A 22,939-nucleotide genomic window follows, 5' to 3' on the forward strand; every position below is an offset into this window, starting at 1 on the left:
ACAGGTGCGGGGTGCTCCCGCCGAGGCCGGTGGGGTCCTACGGGTCGGTTATGGATTACTTGCAGGGTCGACCTGTGGGACTCACTCGCCCCGGGTCTTCTTGATGATCTCCTCGGCGACGTTCCGAGGAACCTCCGCGTAGCTGTCGAACTGCATCGAGTACACCGCGCGACCCTGGGTCTTGGACCGCAGGTCGCCGACGTAGCCGAACATCTCGGACAGCGGCACAAGAGCGCGGACGACCTTGACGCCGCTCGCGTCCTCCATCGACTGGATCATGCCACGGCGGGAGTTGAGGTCGCCAATGACGTCGCCCATGTACTCCTCGGGCGTACGCACCTCGACATCCATCATCGGCTCGAGCAGGACCGGGTCCGCCTTGCGGACGCCCTCCTTGAGGACCATCGAGCCGGCGATCTTGAACGCCATCTCGGAGGAGTCGACCTCGTGGTAGGCGCCGTCGAGCAGGGTGGCCTTGATGCCCACCAGCGGGTAGCCCGCCAGCACACCGTTCTGCATGGCGTCCTGGATGCCGGCGTCGACGCTGGGGATGTACTCGCGCGGGACGCGGCCACCGGTGACCTTGTTCTCGAACTCGTACAGCTCGCCGTCCGCGGTGTCCAGCGGCTCGAAGCTGACCTGGACCTTGGCGAACTGGCCCGACCCACCGGTCTGCTTCTTGTGCGTGTAGTCGATCTTCTCCACCTTGCGGCGGATGGTCTCGCGGTAGGCGACCATCGGCTTGCCGACGTTGGCCTCGACCTTGAACTCGCGGCGCATGCGGTCGACGAGGATGTCGAGGTGGAGCTCGCCCATGCCGCCGATGACGGTCTGGCCGGTCTCCTCGTCCAGCTCGACGGAGAACGTCGGGTCCTCCTCGGCCAGCTTCTGGATGGCCGTGGACAGCTTCTCCTGGTCGCCCTTGGTCTTGGGCTCGATGGCGACGTGGATGACCGGCTCGGGGAAGGTCATCGACTCGAGCACGATCGGCGCGTCGATGGCGCACAGGGTGTCACCCGTGGTGACGTCCTTGAGGCCGATGAACGCGTAGATGTGCCCGGCGTGCGCCTCCTCGATCGGGTTCTCCTTGTTGGAGTGCATCTGGAACATCTTCCCGATGCGCTCCTTCTTGCCCTTCGTGGAGTTGAGCACCTGCACGCCCTGCGCCACCTTGCCCGAGTACACCCGGACGTAGGTGAGCTTGCCGAAGAACGGGTGGGCGGCGACCTTGAAGGCCAGCGCGGAGAACGGGTCGTTCTCGTTCGGGTGACGCTCGAGGACCTTCTCCTCGTCGCCGACGGCGTGGCCCTGGACGGCCGGGACGTCGAGCGGGGTCGGGAGGTAGGCGATGACGGCGTCGAGCATGGGCTGGATGCCCTTGTTCTTGAACGCCGAGCCGCAGAAGACCGGGTAGGCCTCGCCGGCGACCGTGAGGGCCCGGACACCCTTGTTGATGTCCTCGACCGTGAGCTCGTCGCCGCCGAGGTACTTCTCGAGCAGCTCCTCGTCGGCCTCCGCGACCTGCTCGATGAGCTTGGCGCGGTACTCCTCGGCCTTGTCCTGGAGGTCGGCGGGGATCTCCTCGACCTCGTAGTCCTCGCCGATCTTGACGTCGCCGCGCCAGGTCAGCGCGCGCATGTTGACGAGGTCGACGACGCCCTGGAAGTCCGACTCCGAGCCGATCGGGATCTGCATCACGAGCGGGGTCGCCTTGAGGCGGTCCTCGATGGTCTTGATGGTGAAGAAGAAGTCCGCACCGAGCTTGTCCATCTTGTTGACGAAGCAGATGCGCGGGACGTTGTACTTGTCCGCCTGGCGCCACACCGTCTCGGACTGGGGCTCGACGCCCTCCTTGCCGTCGAAGACGGCCACCGCGCCGTCGAGCACGCGCAGGGAGCGCTCGACCTCGACCGTGAAGTCCACGTGGCCCGGGGTGTCGATGATGTTGATCTGGTGGTTCTTCCAGAAGCAGGTGGTGGCGGCGGAGGTGATGGTGATGCCGCGCTCCTGCTCCTGCTCCATCCAGTCCATCGTCGAGGCGCCGTCGTGCGTCTCGCCGATCTTGTAGTTGATGCCGGTGTAGAACAGGATCCGCTCGGTCGTCGTCGTCTTGCCGGCGTCGATGTGCGCCATGATGCCGATGTTGCGGACCTTGGTCAGGTCGGTCAGCACGTCAAGTGCCACGTGAGGCTCTCTTCGGTCGTGTCGGTGGGTGTGAGGACGGAGCGCGGCCGCCGCGGGTGGGGCGGCCGCGCGACCGGCACTACCAGCGGTAGTGCGCGAAGGCCTTGTTGGACTCGGCCATCTTGTGCGTGTCCTCGCGGCGCTTCACCGCGGCGCCGAGGCCGTTGGAGGCGTCGAGGATCTCGTTCATGAGCCGCTCGGTCATGGTCTTCTCGCGGCGCGCGCGGGAGTAGCTGACCAGCCAGCGCAGCGCCAGCTGGGTCTGCCGAGAGCTGCGAACCTCGATCGGGACCTGGTAGGTGGCACCGCCGACGCGGCGGGAACGGACCTCGAGGGACGGCTTGACGTTGTCCAGCGCGCGCTTGAGGACGACGGCCGGGTCGCCCTGCGTCTTCTCGCGCACGCCCTCGAGCGCGCCGTAGACGATGCGCTCGGCGGTGGACTTCTTGCCGTCCATGAGCACGCGGTTGACGAGCTGCGTGACGACCTGCGAGCCGTAGACCGGGTCGACGACGAGCGGGCGAGCGGGTGCGGGGCCCTTACGAGGCATTACTTCTTCTCCTTCTTCGCGCCGTACCGGCTGCGAGCCTGCTGGCGGCCACGCACACCCTGGGTGTCGAGGGCGCCGCGGACGATCTTGTAACGCACACCAGGCAGGTCCTTCACACGGCCGCCGCGCACGAGCACGATCGAGTGCTCCTGCAGGTTGTGGCCGACGCCCGGGATGTACGCGGTGACCTCGATGCCGCTGGACAGGCGCACGCGGGCGACCTTGCGAAGCGCCGAGTTCGGCTTCTTCGGGGTGGTCGTGTACACGCGGGTGCACACACCGCGCCGCTGCGGGCTGCCCTTGAGGGCCGGCGTCTTGGAGGTCCCGACCTTGCGGCTGCGGCCCTTGCGGACCAGCTGCTGAATCGTAGGCACTACGTCTCCGTCTCGAAGTTCTTGCTGTGTCGATGTTGCTGCTCGCCCGACCATGGGGTCGACCGGCTCGGGCGCTGGGACTTTCCGCCCGTCCTGGCTCGCTCCCCTGCCCCCGTTGTCGGGCGTGTCGACCAGCAACGGGCGCTCCAGGTCTGCCACCCTGAAGGGGACGGACGCTGGCTGCCCAGCTGGCGAGGACGCCTGCGGACCCCGCTCCAGCCACGGCCGCCGGTACTTCCGGCCGCGGGAGAGGCGCACGCACGAGAGCCCGATGTCGCGGGCACCGCCGACCAGAGTACTCTGCGGCGGATTACGGCGTCAAAGTGTAGGAAGGGCCGCCGGGCGTGGCGTCCACCACCAGGTTGGGGCGTCCCGCCCCGCGGCTCCGGCCCGCGTTCTGCCGGGGCCGCGGTGATGCGGACGCACGCATGCGGTGGGACGGGACGGACCCGCCCCACCGCACGTCAGTGTGTCAGCGGAACTCCAGCCCGTAGGTGTCCGGACCGAAGTCCAGCTCCTCGAGCAGGATGGAGTCGTTGCTCGCGGCGGGCGCGAAGTCGATGTCGCTGTAGCCCAGGCGGCTGAACGCGGCCGCCTTGGCCTCCTCGGTCGGCTCCACGACGACCTCGTGGTAGCGCGGCAGGCCCGTCCCGGCCGGGATGAGCTTACCGAGGATGACGTTCTCCTTCAGGCCCAGCAGCGGGTCGCGCCGGCCGCTCATGGCCGCCTCGGTGAGCACCTTCGTCGTCTCCTGGAAGGAGGCGGCGGAGAGCCACGAGTCGGTGGCCAGCGAGGCCTTGGTGATGCCCATGAGCTCGGGCCGGCCGGCCGCCGGCGCCCCGCCCTCGGACACGACGCGGCGGTTCTCGTCCTCGAACCGGGTGCGCTCCATGAGCTCACCGGGCAGCAGGCGGGTCTCGCCGGAGTCGAGCACCGTCACCCGGCGCAGCATCTGCCGGACGATGACCTCGATGTGCTTGTCGTGGATGTCCACGCCCTGCGAGCGGTAGACCTCCTGGACCTGCTCCACCAGGTGCTTCTGCGCGGCGCGCGGGCCGAGGATGCGCAGGACCTTCTTCGGGTCCACCGCACCGGCGATGAGCTGCTTGCCCACCGCCACGTGCTCGCCGTCCTCCACCAGCAGGCGGGCGCGCTTGGTCACCGGGTAGACGGCGTCCTCCTGCCCGTCGTCGCGGGTGATGACGATCTTGCGGGTGCGCTCGGTGTCGTCGATCTTGACCCGGCCGGCGGCCTCGGCGATCGGGGCCTCGCCCTTGGGGGTGCGGGCCTCGAACAGCTCCTGGACGCGCGGCAGACCCTGGGTGATGTCCTCCGCGGAGGCGGCACCACCGGTGTGGAAGGTCCGCATCGTCAGCTGCGTGCCGGGCTCGCCGATGGACTGCGCGGCGATGATGCCGACGGCCTCGCCGATGTCCACCAGCTTGCCGGTGGCCAGGGAGCGGCCGTAGCACTTGGCGCAGGTGCCCACGCGCGACTCGCAGGTGAGCACGGAGCGGACCTTGACCTCGGTGACCCCGGCCTCGACCAGGCGCGCGATGAGCACGTCGCCGGCGTCGTCCCCGGCCTCGGCCAGCACGTTGCCCTCGGCGTCCTTGACGTCGGTGGCCAGCGTGCGGGCGTAGACGCTCGTCTCCACCGTGTCGGCGCGCACCAGGCTGCCGTCGCCGAGGCGATCGGCGATGGGCATGGTCAGGCCCATGCGGGTGCCGCAGTCGTCCTCGCGGACGATCACGTCCTGGGAGACGTCGACCAGACGACGGGTGAGGTACCCGGAGTCGGCGGTCCGCAGCGCGGTGTCGGCCAGGCCCTTGCGGGCGCCGTGCGTGGCGATGAAGTACTCCAGCACCGACAGGCCCTCGCGGTAGTTGGACTTGATCGGGCGCGGGATGATCTCGCCCTTCGGGTCCGCCACGAGACCGCGCATACCGGCGATCTGACGCACCTGCATCCAGTTACCACGCGCACCGGAGGAGACCATCCGGAAGACGGTGTTGCGCTGCGGGAAGTTCTCCCGCATCGCCTCGTCGACCTCGTTGGTGGCCTGCGTCCAGATGTCGATGAGCTCCTGACGACGCTCGTCGTCGGTGATCAGGCCCATGTCGTACTGGTCCTGGATCTTCTCGGCCTCCCCCTCGTACTTCTCGAGGATGCCGGCCTTGGCCTCCGGGGCCACGACGTCGGAGATCGCGATGGTCACGCCCGAGCGCGAGGCCCACCGGAAGCCGGCCTCCTTGAGCGCGTCCAGGCTCGCCCCGACCTCGACCTTGGGGTACCGCTCGGCCAGGTCGTTGACGATCGAGCCGAGCACCTTCTTGTCGACCACGCCGTTGATGTACGGGTAGTCCACCGGGAGGAGCTCGTTGAACAGCGTCCGGCCCAAGGTGGTCTCGAGGGTGACCGGGTCGCCCTCCTCCCAGCCCTCCGGGGCGGTCCAGCCGGTCGGCGGGACCAGCTCGGGCATGCGCACCTTGATGACGGCGTTGAGGTCCAGCTCGCCGGCGTCGAAGGCCATGATCGCCTCGGCCGCCGAGGAGAAGGAGCGCCCGGCACCCTTGGCGTCCTCGCGGTCCGACGTCAGGTGGAACAGGCCGATGATCATGTCCTGCGAGGGCATGGTCACGGGCCGGCCGTCGGACGGCTTGAGGATGTTGTTGCTCGAGAGCATGAGGATGCGGGCCTCGGCCTGCGCCTCGGCGCTCAGCGGCAGGTGCACGGCCATCTGGTCGCCGTCGAAGTCGGCGTTGAACGCGCCGCAGACGAGCGGGTGGAGCTTGATGGCCTTGCCCTCGACCAGCAGCGGCTCGAAGGCCTGGATGCCCAGGCGGTGCAGCGTCGGCGCGCGGTTGAGCAGCACCGGGTGCTCGCGGATGACCTCGGAGAGGACGTCCCACACCTGCGGGCGCGAGCGCTCGACCATGCGCTTGGCGGCCTTGATGTTCTGGGCGTGGTTGAGGTCCACGAGCCGCTTCATCACGAACGGCTTGAACAGCTCCAGCGCCATCTGCTTGGGCAGGCCGCACTGGTGCAGCTTGAGCGTGGGACCGACGACGATGACCGAGCGGCCGGAGTAGTCCACGCGCTTGCCGAGCAGGTTCTGGCGGAACCGGCCCTGCTTGCCCTTGAGCATGTCGGAGATCGACTTCAGGGCGCGGTTGCCCGGGCCCGTCACCGGACGCCCGCGGCGGCCGTTGTCGAACAGCGCGTCCACGGACTCCTGGAGCATGCGCTTCTCGTTGTTGACGATGATCTCCGGCGCGCCCAGGTCGAGCAGCCGCTTGAGGCGGTTGTTGCGGTTGATGACCCGGCGGTAGAGGTCGTTGAGGTCCGAGGTGGCGAAGCGGCCGCCGTCGAGCTGGACCATCGGGCGCAGGTCCGGCGGGATGACCGGGACGCAGTCCAGCACCATGCCCAGCGGGGAGTTGCCGGTGGTGAGGAAGGCGTTGACGACCTTGAGGCGCTTGAGCGCGCGGGTCTTGCGCTGGCCGGTGCCGGTGGCGATGGTCTCGCGCAGCGACTCGGCCTCGGCCTGCAGGTCGAAGGTCTCCAGGCGCTTCTTGATCGCCTCGGCGCCCATGGCGCCCTTGAAGTAGATGCCGTAGCGGGCCTGGAGCTCGCGGTAGAGCACCTCGTCGCCCTCGAGGTCGCCGACCTTGAGGTTCTTGAACCGGTCCCACACCCGCTCGAGGCGGTCGAGGTCCTGCTCGGAACGCTTGCGGAGCTGGGCCATCTCGCGCTCGGCGGACTTGCGCACCTTCTCGCGGGCGTCGGCCTTGGCGCCGGACGCCTCGAGCTCGGCGAGGTCGGCCTCGAGGCGCTGGGCGCGGGCCTCGATGTCGGCGTCGCGCTTGGTCTCGACCTGCTTCTTCTCCAGATCCATCTCGTTCTGGAGCATGGTGAGGTCCTCGTGGCGACCGTCGTCGTCGACCTCGGTGATCATGTAGGCCGCGAAGTAGATGACCTTCTCGAGGTCCTTCGGGGCCAGGTTGAGCAGGTACCCCAGGCGCGAGGGCACGCCCTTGAAGTACCAGATGTGGGTGACGGGCGCGGCGAGCTCGATGTGGCCCATCCGCTCGCGGCGGACCTTCGAGCGGGTGACCTCCACGCCGCAGCGCTCGCAGATGATGCCCTTGTAGCGCACGCGCTTGTACTTCCCGCACGCGCACTCCCAGTCCCGGGTGGGACCGAAGATCTGCTCGCCGAACAGGCCGTCCTTCTCCGGCTTGAGCGTCCGGTAGTTGATCGTCTCGGGCTTCTTGACCTCGCCGTGCGACCATTCGCGCACGTCGGCACCCGTGGCCAGGCTGATGTGCAGCTGGTCGAAGACATTGACGTCGAGCAAGGGTTCCTACTTCCTCCGGTAGAACACCGTGTACAGCATTAGTGGAGCTGGCCGGGCCATGGGGGCCGGCGGGCGCCGGGGCAGCGTGTTCCGAACGCTCCCCCGGCGCACCGCGGCCGGCCCGCCAGGCTCAGAGTTCCTCGACGCTGCTCGCGTCCGGGCGGCGGGACAGGTCGATGCCGAGCTCCTCGGCCGCGCGGTACACCTCGTCGTCGGCGTCCCGCAGCTCGATGGCGTTGCCCTCGGCGTCGAGCGCCTCGACGTTCAGGCAGAGCGACCGCATCTCCTTGATCAGCACCTTGAAGGACTCGGGAATGCCCGGCTCGGGGATGTTCTCCCCCTTGACGATGGCCTCGTAGACCTTCACGCGGCCGGTGACGTCGTCGGACTTGATGGTGAGCAGCTCCTGCAGGGCGTAGGCGGCGCCGTAGGCCTCGAGGGCCCACACCTCCATCTCGCCGAAGCGCTGGCCACCGAACTGGGCCTTACCACCCAGTGGCTGCTGGGTGATCATCGAGTACGGGCCCGTGGAGCGCGCGTGGATCTTGTCGTCCACCAGGTGGTGCAGCTTCAGGATGTACATGTAGCCGACCGAGATCGGCTCCGGGAACGGCTCGCCGGAACGGCCGTCGAAGAGCTGCGCCTTGCCGTTGGTGCCCACCATGCGCTCGCCGTCGCGGTTCGGCCGGGTGTGCGCGAGCAGCCCGGTGAGCTCCTCGTGCTGGACGCCGTCGAACACCGGCGTGGCCACCGGGGTGCGCGGCTCGGCCGTGAGGGCCGCGTCCGACATGTGCCGGGTCCACTCCTCGGCGGCCTTGCGGGCCTCGGTGACGTCCCAGCCCTGCGCGGCGATCCAGCCCAGGTGCAGCTCGAGGACCTGGCCGACGTTCATGCGGCCCGGCACGCCGAGCGGGTTGAGGATGACGTCGACCGGGGTGCCGTCGGGCAGGAAGGGCATGTCCTCGACGGGGAGGATGTTGGAGATGACGCCCTTGTTGCCGTGGCGGCCGGCGAGCTTGTCGCCCTCGGTGATCTTGCGGCGCTGGGCGATGTAGACGCGGACCATCTGGTTCACGCCCGGGGGCAGCTCGTCGTCGTTGTCCGCGGAGAACTCGCGGATGCCGATGACGATGCCGGACTCGCCGTGCGGGACCTTCAGGGAGGTGTCGCGCACCTCACGGGCCTTCTCGCCGAAGATGGCGCGCAGCAGCCGCTCCTCGGAGGTCAGCTCGGTCTCGCCCTTCGGGGTGACCTTGCCGACGAGGATGTCGCCGGAGCTGACCTCGGCGCCGATGCGGATGATGCCGCGCTCGTCGAGGTTGGCCAGCACGTCCTCGGAGACGTTCGGGATGTCCCGGGTGATCTCCTCGGCGCCCAGCTTCGTCTCGCGGGCGTCGACCTCGTGCTCCTCGATGTGGATCGAGGTGAGCACGTCGTCGGCGACGAGGCGCTGGGACAGGATGATCGCGTCCTCGTAGTTGTAGCCCTCCCACGACATGAACGCCACGAGGAGGTTCTTGCCCAGGGCGAGCTCCCCCTCGTCGGTGGCGGGGCCGTCGGCGAGCACCGAGCCGACCTCGACCCGGGCGCCCTCCTCGACCAGCACGCGCTGGTTGTAGGAGTTGCCCTGGTTGGACCGGCGGAACTTCGCGACCCGGTAGAGCTGGTTCGAGCCGTCGTCGGCGGCGACGTGGATGGCGTCGGCCGAGACCTCGGTGACGACGCCGGGCTTGGTCGCGACGATGACGTCGCCGGCGTCGACCGCGGCGCGCCGCTCCATGCCGGTGCCGACCAGCGGGGCCTCGCTGCGCAGCAGCGGCACGGCCTGGCGCTGCATGTTCGCGCCCATGAGGGCGCGGTTGGCGTCGTCGTGCTCGAGGAACGGGATCATCGCGGTGGCGACGGAGACCATCTGGCGCGCCGAGACGTCCATGTAGTCGATCTCGTCGACCGGCACCAGGGCCGGCTCCCCGCCGCTCATGCGGCACAGGGCGCGGTCCTCGACGAACTTGCCGTTGTCGTCGATCGGGGCCGAGGCCTGGGCGATGACGTGGCGGTCCTCGTCGTCGGCGGTGAGGTAGACGACCTCATCGGTGACGTGGCCGCCCGTGACCTTGCGGTACGGGGTCTCGACGAACCCGAAGGGGTTGATGCGCGCGTAGGTGGCCAGCGAGCCGATGAGGCCGATGTTCGGGCCCTCAGGGGTCTCGATCGGGCACATGCGGCCGTAGTGCGACGGGTGGACGTCGCGGACCTCCATGCCGGCGCGGTCGCGGGACAGACCACCCGGGCCCAGCGCGGACAGGCGCCGCTTGTGCGTCAGGCCGGCCAGCGGGTTGTTCTGGTCCATGAACTGCGACAGCTGCGAGGTGCCGAAGAACTCCTTGATCGACGCCACGACCGGGCGGATGTTGATCAGGGTCTGCGGGGTGATCGCCTCGACGTCCTGCGTGGTCATGCGCTCGCGCACGACGCGCTCCATCCGGGACAGGCCGGTGCGGACCTGGTTCTGGATGAGCTCGCCGACGGCGCGGATGCGGCGGTTGCCGAAGTGGTCGATGTCGTCGGTCTCGACGCGGACCTTGACCGGCTCGCCGTTGCGGGTGCCGTCGAGCTCCTCGACGCCCTTGTGCAGGGCGAGGAGGTACTTGATCGCCGCGGTGACGTCCTCGATGCGCAGGACCGACTCGCCGAGGTCGGCGGTCAGCCCGAGCTTCTTGTTGATCTTGTAACGTCCGACCTTGGCGAGGTCGTACCGCTTGGCGTTGAAGTAGTAGTTCTCCAGCAGGGTCCGGCCGGCCTCGACCGTGGGCGGCTCGCCGGGGCGGATCTTGCGGTAGATGTCGAGCAGGGCCTCGTCCTGGGTGTGGACGTTGTCCTTCTCGAGGGTCTCGATGAGGACCGGGTAGTCCGCGAACTCCTCGCGGATCTCCGACTCGGTCATGCCCAGCGCGCGCAGGAAGACGGTGACCGACTGCTTGCGCTTGCGGTCGATGCGCACGCCGACGGCGTCGCGCTTGTCGATCTCGAACTCGAGCCAGGCGCCGCGGCTCGGGATGACCTTGGTGGTGAAGACGTCCTTGTCGGAGGTCTTGTCCGGCACGCGCTCGAAGTACACGCCCGGCGAGCGCACCAGCTGGGAGACGACGACGCGCTCGGTGCCGTTGATGATGAAGGTGCCGCGCTCGGTCATGAGCGGGAAGTCGCCCATGAACACCGTCTGCGACTTGATCTCGCCCGTGGTGTAGTTGACGAACTCCGCGGTGACGAACAGCGGCGCCGCGTAGGTGAAGTCCTTCTCCTTGCACTCCTCCGCCGTGTACTTCGGCGGCTCGAAGCGGTGGTCCCGGAAGCTCAGGGACATGGACTGCCCGAAGTCCTCGATCGGGGAGATCTCGGCGAAGATCTCCTCCAGGCCCGAGGTGGTCGGCACATTGGTGTCGCCGCTCTCGGCGGCGGCCTGGACGCGGGCACGCCAGGCGTCGTTGCCGAGCAGCCAGTCAAAGCTCTCAGTCTGCAGACCGAGCAGGTTGGGAGCCTGGAGCGGCTCATGAATCTTGGCGAACGAGATGCGACGCGACGCCGTGCGGGTCGCGATAGCGTCAGCAGTAGGTGCGGAAGAGGTGCGCGAGGCAGCCAAAGGGGGTCCTTCCCTGCGAATGGGTTGCAACCAGCGCCGACCACCGGGGCGGGTGGGGTGCCTGGCGTCCAGGCATGAGTCAGCGCAAAGCGACAGCATAGCCGCTGTGGTAGTGCGTGTCCAGAGTCGTCCGGCGCGGCGACCTGTGGTAGGTGAGGCGGCTGGTGGGTGGTCCCCGGGGTCGTCGCCCACGCGGGACGAGGCCCGCACCGTCTCCGGTGCGGGCCTCGTCCTTGAGCCGGCGTCCCTCAGGCGACGCTGCGCGCGCCGCCGCGGGGGCCGGTCGGGGTCACTTGAGGGTGACGGTGGCGCCGGCGCCCTCGAGCTGCTCCTTGGCCTTGTCCGCGGCGTCCTTGGCAACGCCCTCGAGGACGGGCTTCGGGGCGCCGTCGACGAGGTCCTTGGCCTCCTTCAGGCCGAGGGAGGTCAGGGCGCGCACCTCCTTGATGACCTGGATCTTCTTGTCGCCGACCGACTCGAGGATGACGTCGAACTCGGACTTCTCCTCGGCGGCCTCCTCGCCACCGGCGGCACCACCGGCGGCCGGCGCGGCGGCGACGGCGACGGGGGCGGCGGCGGTGACCTCGAAGGTCTCCTCGAACTGCTTCACGAACTCGGAGAGCTCGATGAGGGTGAGCTCCTTGAAAGCCTCGATGAGCTCTTCGGTGCTGAGCTTCGCCATGGTTGGCGTTCCTTCCTGGTTGTCCTGCTACGCGAGCAGAGGTGGGGGTGGTGCGTGCCGGTGCCTGAAGGCTCAGGCCTCGGCGGCCTGCTTCTCGCGCAGGGCCTCGATGGTGCGGGCGGCCTTGGTGGCCGGCGCGGTGAAGAGGTAGGCAGCCTGGAACAGGGCCGCCTTGAACGCGCCGGCTGCCTTGCCCAGCAGCACGTCGCGGGACTCGAGCTCGGCGAGCTTGGAGACGTCCTCGGCGGAGAGCTTGCGACCCTCCAGGACCCCACCCTTGATCACGAGCTGAGGGTTCGCCTTGGCGAAGTCACGCAGCGACTTGGCCGCCTCGACCGGCTCACCGGTCACGAAGGCGATCGCCGTCGGGCCCGTGAGGTCGCCGTCGAGCACGTCGACGCCGGCCTCCTTCGCCGCGATGGCCGTCAGCGTGTTCTTCACCACGGCGTAGCTTGCGTTACCGGCGAGCGAGCGGCGCAGCTGCTTGAGCTGGGCGACGCTGAGCCCGCGGTACTCGGTCAGCATGACGGCGCTCGACGCACGGAACTGCTCCGTGAGCTCGGCAACCGCTGCCGCCTTGTCAGGCCTCGCCATGGCCCTCCTTCCGATAGTGCCGCGCGGTCGAGGGTCCAGACATCAGAAAAGCCCCGTGCGCAGACGGCACGGGGCTCGGCCCGCCTCTGGGGCGGGAAGCTGTACACACCTGCGCTGGCTCCGCTGCTGCGGACTTGGCCCCGTTGTCACGGGCGACCGGCGGTCTTTGGCAGAAAGAACAGTACCGGGCGCGGGCGGCTGGGGGCAAACGTCCGGGGCGCGCCGGGGTCCCCCGGGGCGGTGACGTTGGCCACGCGGGTGCGAGTCGACCCAGCGGGGTCGGTCGCGCTGTCTCCCCGCACAGGCACTACCTAGAGGCACACTTTCGCTACCTCGCGGCGGAACGGGCGCGGCCCGGCGACGGCGGTACCGGCTCGTCCGTGGACAAGGCGGCTTCGCCGCGCGCGCCCCAGCGCGAACGGCCCGGCACCCTCGCGGGTGCCGGGCCGTCGTGCGTGCGTGCGGGCCTGTGTCAGGCGGCGTCCTCGGTCTTGAGGTTGCGCGTCTTCGTGGCGTCCAGCGGGATGCCGGGGCCCATGGTGGTGCTGATGGTGGCCTTCGTGATGTAGCGGCCCTTGGAGCTGGCCGGCTTCAGACGCAGGACCTCCTCCTGCGCCGCGGCGTAGTTGTCCACCAGCTGCTCGTCCGTGAAGGACGCCTTGCCGATGATGAAGTGCAGGTTCGAGTGCTTGTCCACGCGGAACTCGATGCGGCCGCCCTTGATGTCGGACACGGCCTTGGCCACGTCCATCGTCACGGTGCCGGTCTTCGGGTTCGGCATGAGACCACGCGGGCCGAGCACGCGGCCGAGGCGGCCGACCTTGCCCATGAGGTCGGGGGTCGCCACGGCGGCGTCGAAGTCGGTGTACCCGGCCGCGACCTTCTCGATCAGCTCGTCGCCGCCGACCTCGTCCGCCCCGGCCTCGATGGCCTGGTTGGCCCGCTCACCGACGGCGAAGACCAGGACCCGAGCGGTCTTGCCGGTGCCGTGCGGCAGGTTGACGGTGCCGCGAACCATCTGGTCTGCCTTGCGGGGGTCGACGCCGAGGCGGAAGACGACCTCGACGGTGGCGTCGAACTTGGTGGTGGACGTCTCCTTCGCCAGGCGCACGGCCTGGAGGGGGGCGTACACCTCGCCGTCGTGGATCTTCTCCACGGCCTGGCGGTACTTCTTGCTGCGCGTTGCCATCTGCTTCTCCTTGAGCAGTCGTGGTACGGGTCGGCGCGGACCCTGCCACTGCGCGCCCGGGGGCGCGGATTCGGATGTTCGGTCAGCCCTCGACGGTGATGCCCATGGAACGGGCGGTGCCGGCGATGATCTTCTCGGCGGCCTCAAGGTCGTTGGCGTTGAGGTCTTCCTGCTTGGTGCGGGCGATCTCCTGCACCTGCTCACGGGTGATCTTGGCGACCTTCACCGTGTGCGGGGTGGCAGAGCCCTTCGCCACACCGGCGGCCTTCTTGATCATCTCCGCGGCCGGCGGGGTCTTGGTGATGAACGTGAAGGAGCGGTCCTCGTAGACCGTGATCTCCACCGGGATCACGTTGCCGCGCTGCGACTCGGTGGCCGCGTTGTAGGCCTTGCAGAACTCCATGATGTTCACGCCGTGCTGACCCAGCGCGGGGCCGATCGGCGGCGCGGGGGTCGCGGCGCCGGCCTGGATCTGGAGCTTGATCAGGCCTGCAACCTTCTTCTTGGGGGGCATGTTCGGGTCCTTACGGTTCTTCCTCGGGTGTGGCCGGACCGGACGTCCGGCGCGGTGCTGCCGCGCGTCAGATCTTGGCGACCTGCGAGAACGACAGCTCGACCGGCGTCTCCCGGCCGAAGATCGTGACGAGCACCTTGAGCTTCTGGCTCTCGGGGCTGATCTCGGAGATGGTGGCGGGCAGCGTCTCGAACGGCCCGTCGGTGACGGTGACCGACTCGCCCACCTCGAAGTCCACCTGGATCGGCGCGGCGGCCTGACCACCGGCCGCCGCCTTCGCGGGCGCGGCGGCGGTCTTCGCCTGAATGTTGGCGGCCAGCATCGAGAAGACCTCGTCCTCGGTCAGCGGCACCGGCTGGTGGGTGTTGCCCACGAAGCCCGTGACGCCGGGCGTGTGGCGCACGGCGCCCCAGGACTCGTCGGTCATGTCCATGCGCACGAGGGTGTAGCCCGGCACGCGGACGCGGTTGACCAGCTTGCGCTGGGAGTTCTTGATCTCCACGACCTCTTCCATGGGGACCTCCACCTGGTAGATGTAGTCCTCCATGTTCAGGCTCTGGATGCGGTTCTCCAGGTTGGCCTTCACGCGCTTCTCGTACCCGGCGTAGGTGTGCACGACGTACCACTGGCCGGGCAGCGTGCGCAGCTCGCGGCGGAACGCCTCGGCGGGGTCGAGCTCCTCGGCCTCGGCCTCGGCGGTCTCACCCTCGGCGGCCTCGGCCTCCTCGCCCTCGGCGGGAGCCTCGGCCTCCTCCGTGGCCTCGTCGGCGGCCGGCTCGACGTCGTCGTCGGCCTCGGTGGTCAGCTCGTCCTCGGCGGCAGCGGGCGCGTCGACGTCGGCGCCCAGGGCACCGACCTCCGGCTGTGCGGACTCGGCCGACGCCTCGTCGAGGTTCGTAGGCTCGAGGTTCTCAGACACAGGCGACCTGCTTTCTGCTCAGTTGGGACTTCGCTGGCGGGTCAGCCAGCTGGGGGCGGGCGGACGACGTCATGTGGCTCAGCCGAAGACCCACAGCACGAGCTGGCCGAAGCCCAGGTCGAGCAGGCCCACGTAGACGCCGATCGCCGCCACGAAGACGAGCACGACGACGAAGTAGGTCATCAGCTCGCTGCGCGTGGGGCGCACGACCTTCTTGAGCTCGGCGATGACCTGACGGAAGAACAGGACGATCCGGCCGAAGAACCCGCGCTTCTTGACGTCTCGTTCGGACGTGCTGCGGGCGCGCTCGGGCCGCCCCGAGGTCGCGCTTGCAGACTCGCTCACAGGTCCATCCCTCACGGTTTCCGGCCAGGTCCTCTCGCCGCCCCGTGGGGCGGGTCAGGCTCGCCGGGTGGCGGAGCCTTCAGGACGCCTCGGCCCCTGCTGGTCAGGAGCCAGTCCTGGCAGGGCAGGAGGGACTCGAACCCACAACCGCCGGTTTTGGAGACCGGTGCGCTACCAATTGCGCCACTGCCCTATCAGCGATCGGCGTCCGCGGGAGCCGGAGAGCACCTCGTGGGCGTGCTCCAGTCTGGTGGACGTCAACCACCGCCGTCGAGTGTACGGCCTCATCAGCACTTTGGTCGAACCCGCTCCGCAGGGAGCCTGGTCACACCCGTCCCGCGGGCCTCGCCGACGGCGGGACACCAGCCTACCCGCAGCGGCGCGGGGTGGGTCGCCCCGACGGCGCGGGCCAGGTCCTCCCGACGGCGCGGGCCGGTCCTCCCGACGGGCGTGGCCCGCGCCCGGTCCAGGACCCGACCGGCCCGTGTGCCGTCCACGTGGCGCGTGCCACGATAGGGCGCGTGAGCGCACCCATCTCCCCCGTGACCAAGCCCCGCGTGTCCGCACGCCTGGCGGCGATCGCCGAGTCGGCCACCCTGGCCGTGGACGCGAAGGCCAAGGCCCTCAAGGCCGCCGGTCGTCCCGTCATCGGCTTCGGCGCCGGCGAGCCGGACTTCCCGACGCCCGACTACATCGTCGAGGCCGCCGTCGCCGCCGCGAAGGACCCGGCCAACCACCGGTACACCCCCGCCAAGGGCATGCCCGCCCTGCGCGAGGCCATCGCGGCCAAGACGCTGCGCGACTCCGGCTACGAGGTCTCCCCGGACAACATCCTCGTCACCAACGGCGGCAAGCAGGCCGTCTACGAGGCCTTCGCCGCGGTGCTCGACCCGGGCGACGAGGTGCTGCTGCCGGCGCCGTACTGGACCACCTACCCCGAGGCCATCAAGCTCGCCGGCGGCGTGCCCGTGGAGGTCTTCGCCGGGGTGGACCAGGAGTACCTGGTCACCGTCGACCAGCTCGAGGCGGCGCGCACCCCGGCGACGAAGGCGCTGCTGTTCTGCTCGCCGTCCAACCCCACCGGGGCGGTGTACTCCCCGGCGCAGACCGAGGCGATCGGCCGCTGGGCGGTCGAGCACGGCATCTGGGTCATCACCGACGAGATCTACGAGCACCTCGTCTACGACGACGCGGTGTTCACCCCGATCCAGAAGGTCGTGCCCGACCTGGTCGACACCTCCATCGTGCTCAACGGCGTCGCGAAGACGTACGCCATGACCGGCTGGCGCGTGGGCTGGCTCATCGGCCCCAGCGACGTCGTCAAGGCGGCCACCAACCTGCAGTCGCACCTGACCTCCAACGTCGCGAACGTCTCCCAGCGCGCCGCCATCGCCGCCCTGAGCGGTGACCTCTCCGCCGTCGACCACATGCGCACGGCCTTCGACCGCCGCCGCCGGACCATGGTGGAGATGCTCCGGGCGATCGACGGCGTCCAGCTGCCCACCCCGCGCGGGGCCTTCTACGCCTACCCCTCCATCGAGGGGATCCTCGGGCGGACCATCCGCGGGCGCACGGTGACCACCTCCGCCGACCTGGCGAGCCTCATCCTCGACGAGGTCGAGGTCGCCGTCGTGCCCGGCGAGGCGTTCGGCCCGAGCGGGTTCCTCCGTCTGAGCTACGCGCTCGGCGACGACGACCTCGCCGAGGGCGTCGGGCGCATCCAGGAGCTGCTCGCCTGACCAGCCGCTCGACGGGCCGGGACCGGACGGTCCCGGCCCGTCGTCGTTCCTGGTGGACGCCGGGCGCCGCGCCGGCTCGCGCGCGCGGCTCACCGCACCCGCGCGTCCACCGGGCCGTCGAGCGTCGAGAACGCCGGCTCGTGGCGCAGGTCCGGGTCGTGGGCGGATCGTCGGGTACAGGCCGGTCCCCAGGAGCAGCGGGATGAGCACGAACGGCCCCCACACCGCAGCAATGCGGCCGCTGAGTGTCCCAAAAGTACCGGCCGCTGCGGCCGCACGTCGGGCGCGGGGGCGACGGCGGCGCCTCCTCGGGCGGGCCGCCGGTGCGGCGCAGCCGGAGCGGTCCGCCGCAGGCGGGGCGGGTCAGTCGTGCCGGCCCCGCAGGTCGCCGACCACCCGCTCGAGGCTCGGCGCCGGGATCGCGTGCTCGGCGGCCAGGGCGAGCAGGTTCCCGCCGAGCGCCTCCAGCTCGCTCGCCCCGCCGCGGCGCACGTCGTGCTGGAGCGAGGACTCCAGCGTGCCGGGCAGCTTGCGCAGCGCGGCCATGAGTCGCTCGGGCTCCAGCGTCAGCCCCTCGGCCGTGGCGACCGCGGCGACCTCCTCGACGACGCCGGCGGTCACCGCGGGGTCGCGCTCGAGCGCCGGCCCGATGGGCAGGTCCGTCCAGCTGGTGAGCAGCGCCGTGGGGGCCAGGAAGCTGTACTTGCGCCACAGCACCTCGTTCTCGCTGCCCCCGGTGCGCACGGTGACGCCCGCCCGGGCGAGCGCCTCGGGCACGGCCCCGCCGGCGGCCGCGTCCGGGACGGTGACGATGCAGTACCCCCCGCGGTGGACGATGGCCTCCTGCTCCCGCGCGGCCTCGACCTGGATGGACGCGCAGGCGACGTCCTCGAGGCCGGCCGCGTGCAGCGCCCGGGCATGGGCGGTGCCGTTGAGCAGCGCGAGCACCGCCCGCGGCCGGGCGGCGACGATGCCGGGCAGGACGTCGTCGAGGGCGTAGGCCTTGACCGCCAGGACGACGGCGGAGCCGGCGGGGACCGCGGTGGTCGCCGGGACGTGCGCCGTCCACGTGCCGAAGGCGTCCGAGCGCACCTGCAGCCCCTCGGCGGCGATGCGCTGGGCGGTCGCCGGACGCGCGACGGCGACGACGTCCTCCCCCGCGCGGTGCAGCAGCGCGGCGAGCAGGCCGCCCACGGCCCCGGGTCCGACGACGGTGATCATGTCCGGCTCCCTTTCCACGGCGACGCGGGGAGGCTATCGCGCGGCGTCCGCAGTGCCGAACGCGCGCGTGCACCGGGGACCGCGGTTGGGTACGCGCGCATGGCGCAACCGAGGACCGGGGCGGGCCGCGCCGGGCGGTCCGGCGCCCGGCCCGGACCGGCCGAGGGTCAGTGCGGGCCGCGCTGGGCGAGCAGCTCGCGCCCGCGCGCCAGCCAGGCCTCCGCGCGGGCCAGGCGCCCCTCGGCGTCCGCCAGCCACTCCCCGCCGTCCGAGCGCCGCGCCCCGGCCACGAGCGAGAGGACCACCCCCGCGCACCGCGCGTGCAGCGCCACGGGGTCGACGAGCTGCTCGCACGCGCGGGTCCAGCCCTCCAGCAGGTCGGGCACGTGCGGGTAGGTCGCGGGCGCCAGGTGCGGCAGCACGCTGACGTGCCCGAGGAGGCAGGCCAGGTCGTCCACCCGGTGCCCCGGCCCGACGGCATCGACGTCGAGCAGCGCCGTCACCGCCACGACCTCCTCGCGCGGGTCCATGAGCACGTTGGCCTCGTAGAAGTCCCCATGGGTGGGCACCACCGGCCCGGGGTCGGCGACGGCGAGCAGGTCGTCGATGCCGTCCGCGAGCGCCCGGGCCCGGTCGGCGTGCTCGGGCAGCACGGTCGCCGCGGCGTGGGCGTAGTGGTGGGCGCGTTCGGACCACGCGGGCCGGCGGGGCAGGTCGAGCGCGGCCGCGGGCAGGGCGTCGAGGGTGCGCAGCAGCGCGGCCAGCACGGCCGGTGCCGCCCGGCCCAGGCCCCGGGCCAGCAGGTTCGACAGCGCGATCCCGCGCCCCTCCCCCAGCAGCACGAGGCCGTCGTCGTCGGCGCGCAGCACCTGCGGGGCCGGCACCCCGGCGGCGGTGAGCATGCGGTGCCGGTCGGCGAACACGCGGGCGCCGGAGGGGCGGACCACCTTGAGGTACGCCGTCGCGTCGGGCTCCGAGCGCCGCACGCGCAGCACCGCCCGCCGGGTGGGCCGGTAGGCCAGCAGCTCGACGGTCACCGGCGTGCCGAGCCGGCGCGAGAGCGCGGTGGCGTCGCAGGCCACCGGCAGCGCGGGCAGCTCGGGATCGGCCGGGTGGCGCCACAGGTGGATCGCCGGGCCGTCCCCGGCCTGCTCGAGCCGCACGAGGCCCGGGCCGGCGCGGTGGCTGAGGCGCGCCGTCGTCGCGCACAGATACTCCTCGGTGCGCAACGGCGCGGGCGTGCCGGGCAGGTCCCGCTCGACGGTGACCGTGTACCCCACCGTGACCCCGGCGCCGGGGCGGTGGTGGACGGTGTGGACCTGCCACGCCACGAGGCGGCTGCCCTCGACGTCGAGGGCGCCCGCGAGCATGGTCCCGGCCTCCGGCCCGGTGAGCAGCGCGACGTCGGCCGGCTCGTGCTGCGCGGCGACGGGAACGGTCATGGCTCATAGTGCATCACGTCGTGGCGCCGGTTCACCCACGGACACGAGCCAGAAACGGGCCTGCGCCCGGCACCGGCCGCCGGCGCGGGCCGGCCGCGCGTCGGCCGGGCCGCCGTGGGTCGTCCGCCGGGCCCGGTGGCAGACTCGACCAGGTGCGTGACCTCCAGGCCCTCCCGAAGGCGCATCTCCACCTGCACTTCACCGGTTCCATGCGGCTCGCGACCCTGTCCGAGCTCGCCCGCGAGCAGGGCATCGTGCTGCCCGAGCACCTCCTCGACAACCAGGCGCTGCACGTGCCGGCGGACCAGCGCGGCTGGTTCCGCTTCCAGCGCTCCTACGACGCCGCGCGCGCCGTCGTCCGCTCCGAGGACGCGCTGCGCCGCATCGTGCGCGAGGCCGCGGAGGACGACGCCGCCGAGGGCTCGCGGCGCCTGGAGATCCAGGTGGACCCGACCTCCTACGCCCCGTTCGTCGGCGGCATCACCCCGGCGCTGGAGATCATCCTCGACGAGGCCGCGCTCGCCAGCGCCGCCACCGGCGTCGAGGTCGGCGTCATCGTCGCTGCCTCCCGCACCCGCCACCCGCTCGACGCCCGCACGCTGGCCCGGCTGGCCGCCGCGCACGCCGGGGACGGTCCCGGGCAGGTCATCGGCTTCGGGCTGAGCAACGACGAGCGGCGCGGGAACACCGCCGACTTCGCCCCGGCCTTCCGCATCGCCCGGCACGCCGGGCTGGCCGGGGTGCCCCACGGCGGGGAGCTGCTGGGGCCCGAGCACGTGCGCGACGTCGTCGCCCACCTCAAGCCGGCCCGCCTCGGCCACGGGGTGCGCTCGGCCGAGGACCCCGACCTGCTCGCCCGGCTCGTCGACGCGGGCATCGCCCTGGAGGTCTGCCCGACCTCCAACGTCTCCCTCGGTGTCTACCCCGACCCGGCCCACGTGCCGCTGCCCCAGCTGCTCGACGCGGGCGCCCAGGTGGCGCTGGGTGCGGACGACCCGCTCCTCTTCCGCTCCCGCCTCGCCGACCAGTACCGCATCGCCCGGGACGTCCACGGCCTCGACGACGACGCCCTGGCGGACCTGGCCCGCTCCTCGATCCGGGCGTCGCTGGCGTCCGAGCGGTCCAAGCAGGCCATGCTCACCGACGTCGACGCCTGGCTGGCCCGCGACCCCGTGCCGGCCGCATGAGGGGGCCCCGGGCGGTCGCGCTCGGGCACGGCGGGCAGCCGCCCGAGGGCGGGCAGCCGCCCGAGGGCGCAGGGCCGCCGCCGTGGCGCCAGGCGGGGGCGTGGGCGGCGGACTACGCCTTCGCCGCGCGCGGCCTGGCGCGGGCCGGGGCCGGGTGGCTGCGCCGCTCGCGGCCGGACGCGTTCCGGGTCGCGGAGGGTCCCGGCACCCCGGTGCTGCTCCTACCCGGCATCTACGAGTCGTGGCGCTTCCTCGAGCCGCTCGCCGCGCACCTGCACGCCGGCGGCCACCCGGTGCACGTGGTGAGCGCGCTCGGGCTCAACAGCGCCGAGGTCCTCGACGGCGCGGCGCGGGCGGCGCGGTACCTGCACGAGGCCGGGCCGGGCGACGTCGTCGTCGTGGCCCACTCCAAGGGCGGCCTGGTGGGCAAGGCGCTGATGCTGCGCGAGGAGCGCGTGCGCGGGATGGTCGCGGTGGCCACCCCATGGGCGGGGTCGAGCTACGCGGCGCTCTTCCCGCCGTGGTCGCCCGTGCGCCGCCTGGCCCCCCGCAGCGCCGGGCTGCTGGCGCTGGCGCGCGACCGCGCGGTGGACGACCGCATCATCGCCATCGTGCCCGCGTGGGACCCGCACATCCCGTCCGGCTCCCGCCTGCCCGGCGCGCGCCGCAACGTCGAGGTGGCCGCGAGCGGGCACTTCCGGGTGCTGGCCGACCCCGAGGTGCTGGCGGAGGTCGACCGCGCCGTCGCGGAGCTGGCCTGAGGCGTCAGAGGCCGACGCCCAGCAGCACCGGCTCGGGCACCAGCGTGATCCCGAAGGCCTCGCGCACCCCGTCCCGCACCGCGCGGGCCAGCCCGACGAGGTCCGCCGCCGTCGCCCCGCCGCGGTTGGTCAGCGCGAGGGCGTGCTTGGTCGACAGCGTGGCCGGCGCCCCCAGGCCGAAGCCCTTGTCGAAGCCGCCGTGGGAGATCAGCCACGCGGCGGAGGTCTTGACGAGCCCGTCCACCGTGGGCGCCGCGGCGCCGATCTGCCCGATGCGGGTGTGGTCGGTCACCGGGTAGCGCGGCGCCTCCGCCGGGAGCTGGGCGTCGGCCTCCGCCACGGTCAGGATCGGGTTGGTGAAGAACGAGCCCGCCGACCAGGTGTCGTGATCGGTGGCGTCGAGGACCATGCCCTTGCTCCGGCGCAGCGCGAGCACCGCCTCGCGCACCTCGGCCGCCGGCACCCGGGCGCCGACGTCGACGCCGAGCCGGCGGGCGAGCTCGGGGTAGCGCACCGGCGCCGAGAGCGTGGCCAGGCGCATCTGGAAGCTGACCTCGAGGACGACGAACCGCGGGGTGGGCCCCCAGGTGCGGCCGCCGCCGGCGGTCGCGTCGGTGAGGGAGCGCTTGAGGACCGAGGTGCGGTAGCCCAGGCCGAGCTCGCCGACGGCGAGCATCCGGGTGCGCCGCTCGAGGCGGTCGTACACCCGCACCGACGAGAGCGTCTCGGCCACCTCCTGGCCGTAGGCGCCGACGTTCTGCACCGGGGTGGCGCCGGTGGAGCCGGGGATGCCGGAGAGGGCCTCGACGCCCATCCACCCCTCGGCGACGGCGGTGGCCACCACCTCGTCCCACGGCTGGCCGGCGGGGACGGTGAGGTTGGCGCCGGCGCAGGAGGAGTCCGACTGGCCGGCGAGACCGCGGCGGGCGTCGCGCACGACGACGCCGTCGAACCCGGCGTCCGCGGCGAGCAGGTTCGACCCGCCGCCCAGGACGAGGACCGGGGTGCCGGCGTCGTCGGCGCCGCGCACGGCCTCGACGAGCTCGGCCTCGGTGCTCGCCTCGACGTAGCCGGCGACCGGGCCGCCCACCCGCAGCGTGGTCAGCTCGGCCAGCGTGGGGGTGCCGGCGGCGAAGGTGGCGCCGGCGGGGGCGGCGAGGGAGGTCACGGGGGCTGAGGTCACGCCTCCAGGGTACGAGGGGGCGCCGTCGGCCGGCCCTGTGACCCTCGCCGCCCGC

17 protein-coding genes and 1 tRNA gene are annotated in these 22,939 nt (G+C 71.6%); 3 read left to right on the plus strand and 15 right to left on the minus strand.

The window, feature by feature from the left end; genetic code table 11:
- Window positions 1-81: 81 nt before the first annotated feature.
- The 12 genes from fusA to GD880_RS02880 all read right to left on the minus strand — a co-directional run bounded on the left by fusA (window position 82) and on the right by GD880_RS02880 (window position 15,544).
- Window positions 82-2,184: an elongation factor G gene (fusA, locus tag GD880_RS02825; RefSeq protein WP_152230071.1), complete on the minus strand. Its 2,103-nt coding sequence runs from the start codon at window positions 2,182-2,184 to the stop codon at window positions 82-84.
- Between the two features lie 79 nt (window positions 2,185-2,263).
- A complete protein-coding gene (gene rpsG, locus GD880_RS02830; RefSeq protein ID WP_152230072.1) occupies window positions 2,264-2,734 on the minus strand; it encodes a 30S ribosomal protein S7 in 471 nt (156 codons plus the stop codon).
- Complete coding sequence (gene rpsL, locus GD880_RS02835) at window positions 2,734-3,108, minus strand: 30S ribosomal protein S12 (protein WP_139930145.1); 375 nt, start codon at window positions 3,106-3,108, stop codon at window positions 2,734-2,736. Before rpsL ends, rpsG begins: the two co-directional genes overlap by 1 nt.
- Window positions 3,109-3,580: 472 nt before the next feature.
- Window positions 3,581-7,468, minus strand: a complete 3,888-nt coding sequence (locus GD880_RS02840; RefSeq protein ID WP_152230073.1) for a DNA-directed RNA polymerase subunit beta' — start codon at window positions 7,466-7,468, stop codon at window positions 3,581-3,583.
- Between the two features lie 130 nt (window positions 7,469-7,598).
- Entirely contained in the window at window positions 7,599-11,108 is a 3,510-nt protein-coding gene (rpoB, locus tag GD880_RS02845; protein WP_152230074.1) for a DNA-directed RNA polymerase subunit beta, read from the minus strand.
- 289 nt (window positions 11,109-11,397) lie between these two features.
- Window positions 11,398-11,790, minus strand: a complete 393-nt coding sequence (gene rplL / locus GD880_RS02850; protein ID WP_152203511.1) for a 50S ribosomal protein L7/L12 — start codon at window positions 11,788-11,790, stop codon at window positions 11,398-11,400.
- Between the two features lie 72 nt (window positions 11,791-11,862).
- Window positions 11,863-12,384, minus strand: coding sequence for a 50S ribosomal protein L10 (gene rplJ, locus GD880_RS02855; RefSeq protein ID WP_152230075.1), 522 nt, complete (start codon window positions 12,382-12,384; stop codon window positions 11,863-11,865).
- 472 nt (window positions 12,385-12,856) lie between these two features.
- The gene (gene rplA / locus GD880_RS02860) at window positions 12,857-13,573 is read right to left on the minus strand and encodes a 50S ribosomal protein L1 (RefSeq protein WP_152230076.1); all 717 of its coding nucleotides are present in this window, start codon (window positions 13,571-13,573) and stop codon (window positions 12,857-12,859) included.
- Window positions 13,574-13,655: 82 nt separating this feature from the next.
- A complete protein-coding gene (rplK, locus tag GD880_RS02865; protein WP_152203514.1) occupies window positions 13,656-14,087 on the minus strand; it encodes a 50S ribosomal protein L11 in 432 nt (143 codons plus the stop codon).
- Between the two features lie 67 nt (window positions 14,088-14,154).
- Window positions 14,155-15,006, minus strand: a complete 852-nt coding sequence (gene nusG, locus GD880_RS02870; protein WP_226909319.1) for a transcription termination/antitermination protein NusG — start codon at window positions 15,004-15,006, stop codon at window positions 14,155-14,157.
- Window positions 15,007-15,084: 78 nt separating this feature from the next.
- Entirely contained in the window at window positions 15,085-15,351 is a 267-nt protein-coding gene (gene secE / locus GD880_RS02875) for a preprotein translocase subunit SecE (RefSeq protein WP_152203515.1), read from the minus strand.
- 117 nt (window positions 15,352-15,468) lie between these two features.
- Window positions 15,469-15,544, minus strand: a tRNA-Trp gene (locus tag GD880_RS02880).
- 319 nt (window positions 15,545-15,863) lie between these two features.
- On the opposite strand from GD880_RS02880, the gene GD880_RS02885 reads away from it, so the two are divergent.
- Complete coding sequence (locus GD880_RS02885) at window positions 15,864-17,090, plus strand: pyridoxal phosphate-dependent aminotransferase (RefSeq protein ID WP_405002720.1); 1,227 nt, start codon at window positions 15,864-15,866, stop codon at window positions 17,088-17,090.
- 363 nt (window positions 17,091-17,453) lie between these two features.
- Here the strand turns inward: GD880_RS02885 and GD880_RS02890 are convergent, their stop codons facing one another.
- A complete protein-coding gene (locus GD880_RS02890) occupies window positions 17,454-18,311 on the minus strand; it encodes a ketopantoate reductase family protein (protein WP_152230077.1) in 858 nt (285 codons plus the stop codon).
- Window positions 18,312-18,478: 167 nt separating this feature from the next.
- Window positions 18,479-19,753, minus strand: a complete 1,275-nt coding sequence (locus GD880_RS02895) for a phosphotransferase family protein (protein ID WP_152230078.1) — start codon at window positions 19,751-19,753, stop codon at window positions 18,479-18,481.
- 152 nt (window positions 19,754-19,905) lie between these two features.
- On the opposite strand from GD880_RS02895, the gene GD880_RS02900 reads away from it, so the two are divergent.
- Both GD880_RS02900 and GD880_RS02905 read left to right on the plus strand, forming a co-directional pair.
- Window positions 19,906-20,940, plus strand: a complete 1,035-nt coding sequence (locus GD880_RS02900) for an adenosine deaminase (RefSeq protein WP_152230079.1) — start codon at window positions 19,906-19,908, stop codon at window positions 20,938-20,940.
- Window positions 20,937-21,701, plus strand: a complete 765-nt coding sequence (locus GD880_RS02905; RefSeq protein ID WP_226909321.1) for an esterase/lipase family protein — start codon at window positions 20,937-20,939, stop codon at window positions 21,699-21,701. Before GD880_RS02900 ends, GD880_RS02905 begins: the two co-directional genes overlap by 4 nt.
- Before the next feature lie 4 nt (window positions 21,702-21,705).
- Here GD880_RS02905 and GD880_RS02910 read toward each other — a convergent pair whose 3' ends face one another.
- The gene (locus GD880_RS02910; RefSeq protein WP_405002713.1) at window positions 21,706-22,884 is read right to left on the minus strand and encodes a UDP-N-acetylmuramate dehydrogenase; all 1,179 of its coding nucleotides are present in this window, start codon (window positions 22,882-22,884) and stop codon (window positions 21,706-21,708) included.
- Window positions 22,885-22,939 lie beyond the last annotated feature (55 nt).

The organism is Georgenia ruanii, from assembly GCF_009193175.1.
Lineage (GTDB): Bacteria > Actinomycetota > Actinomycetes > Actinomycetales > Actinomycetaceae > Georgenia > Georgenia ruanii.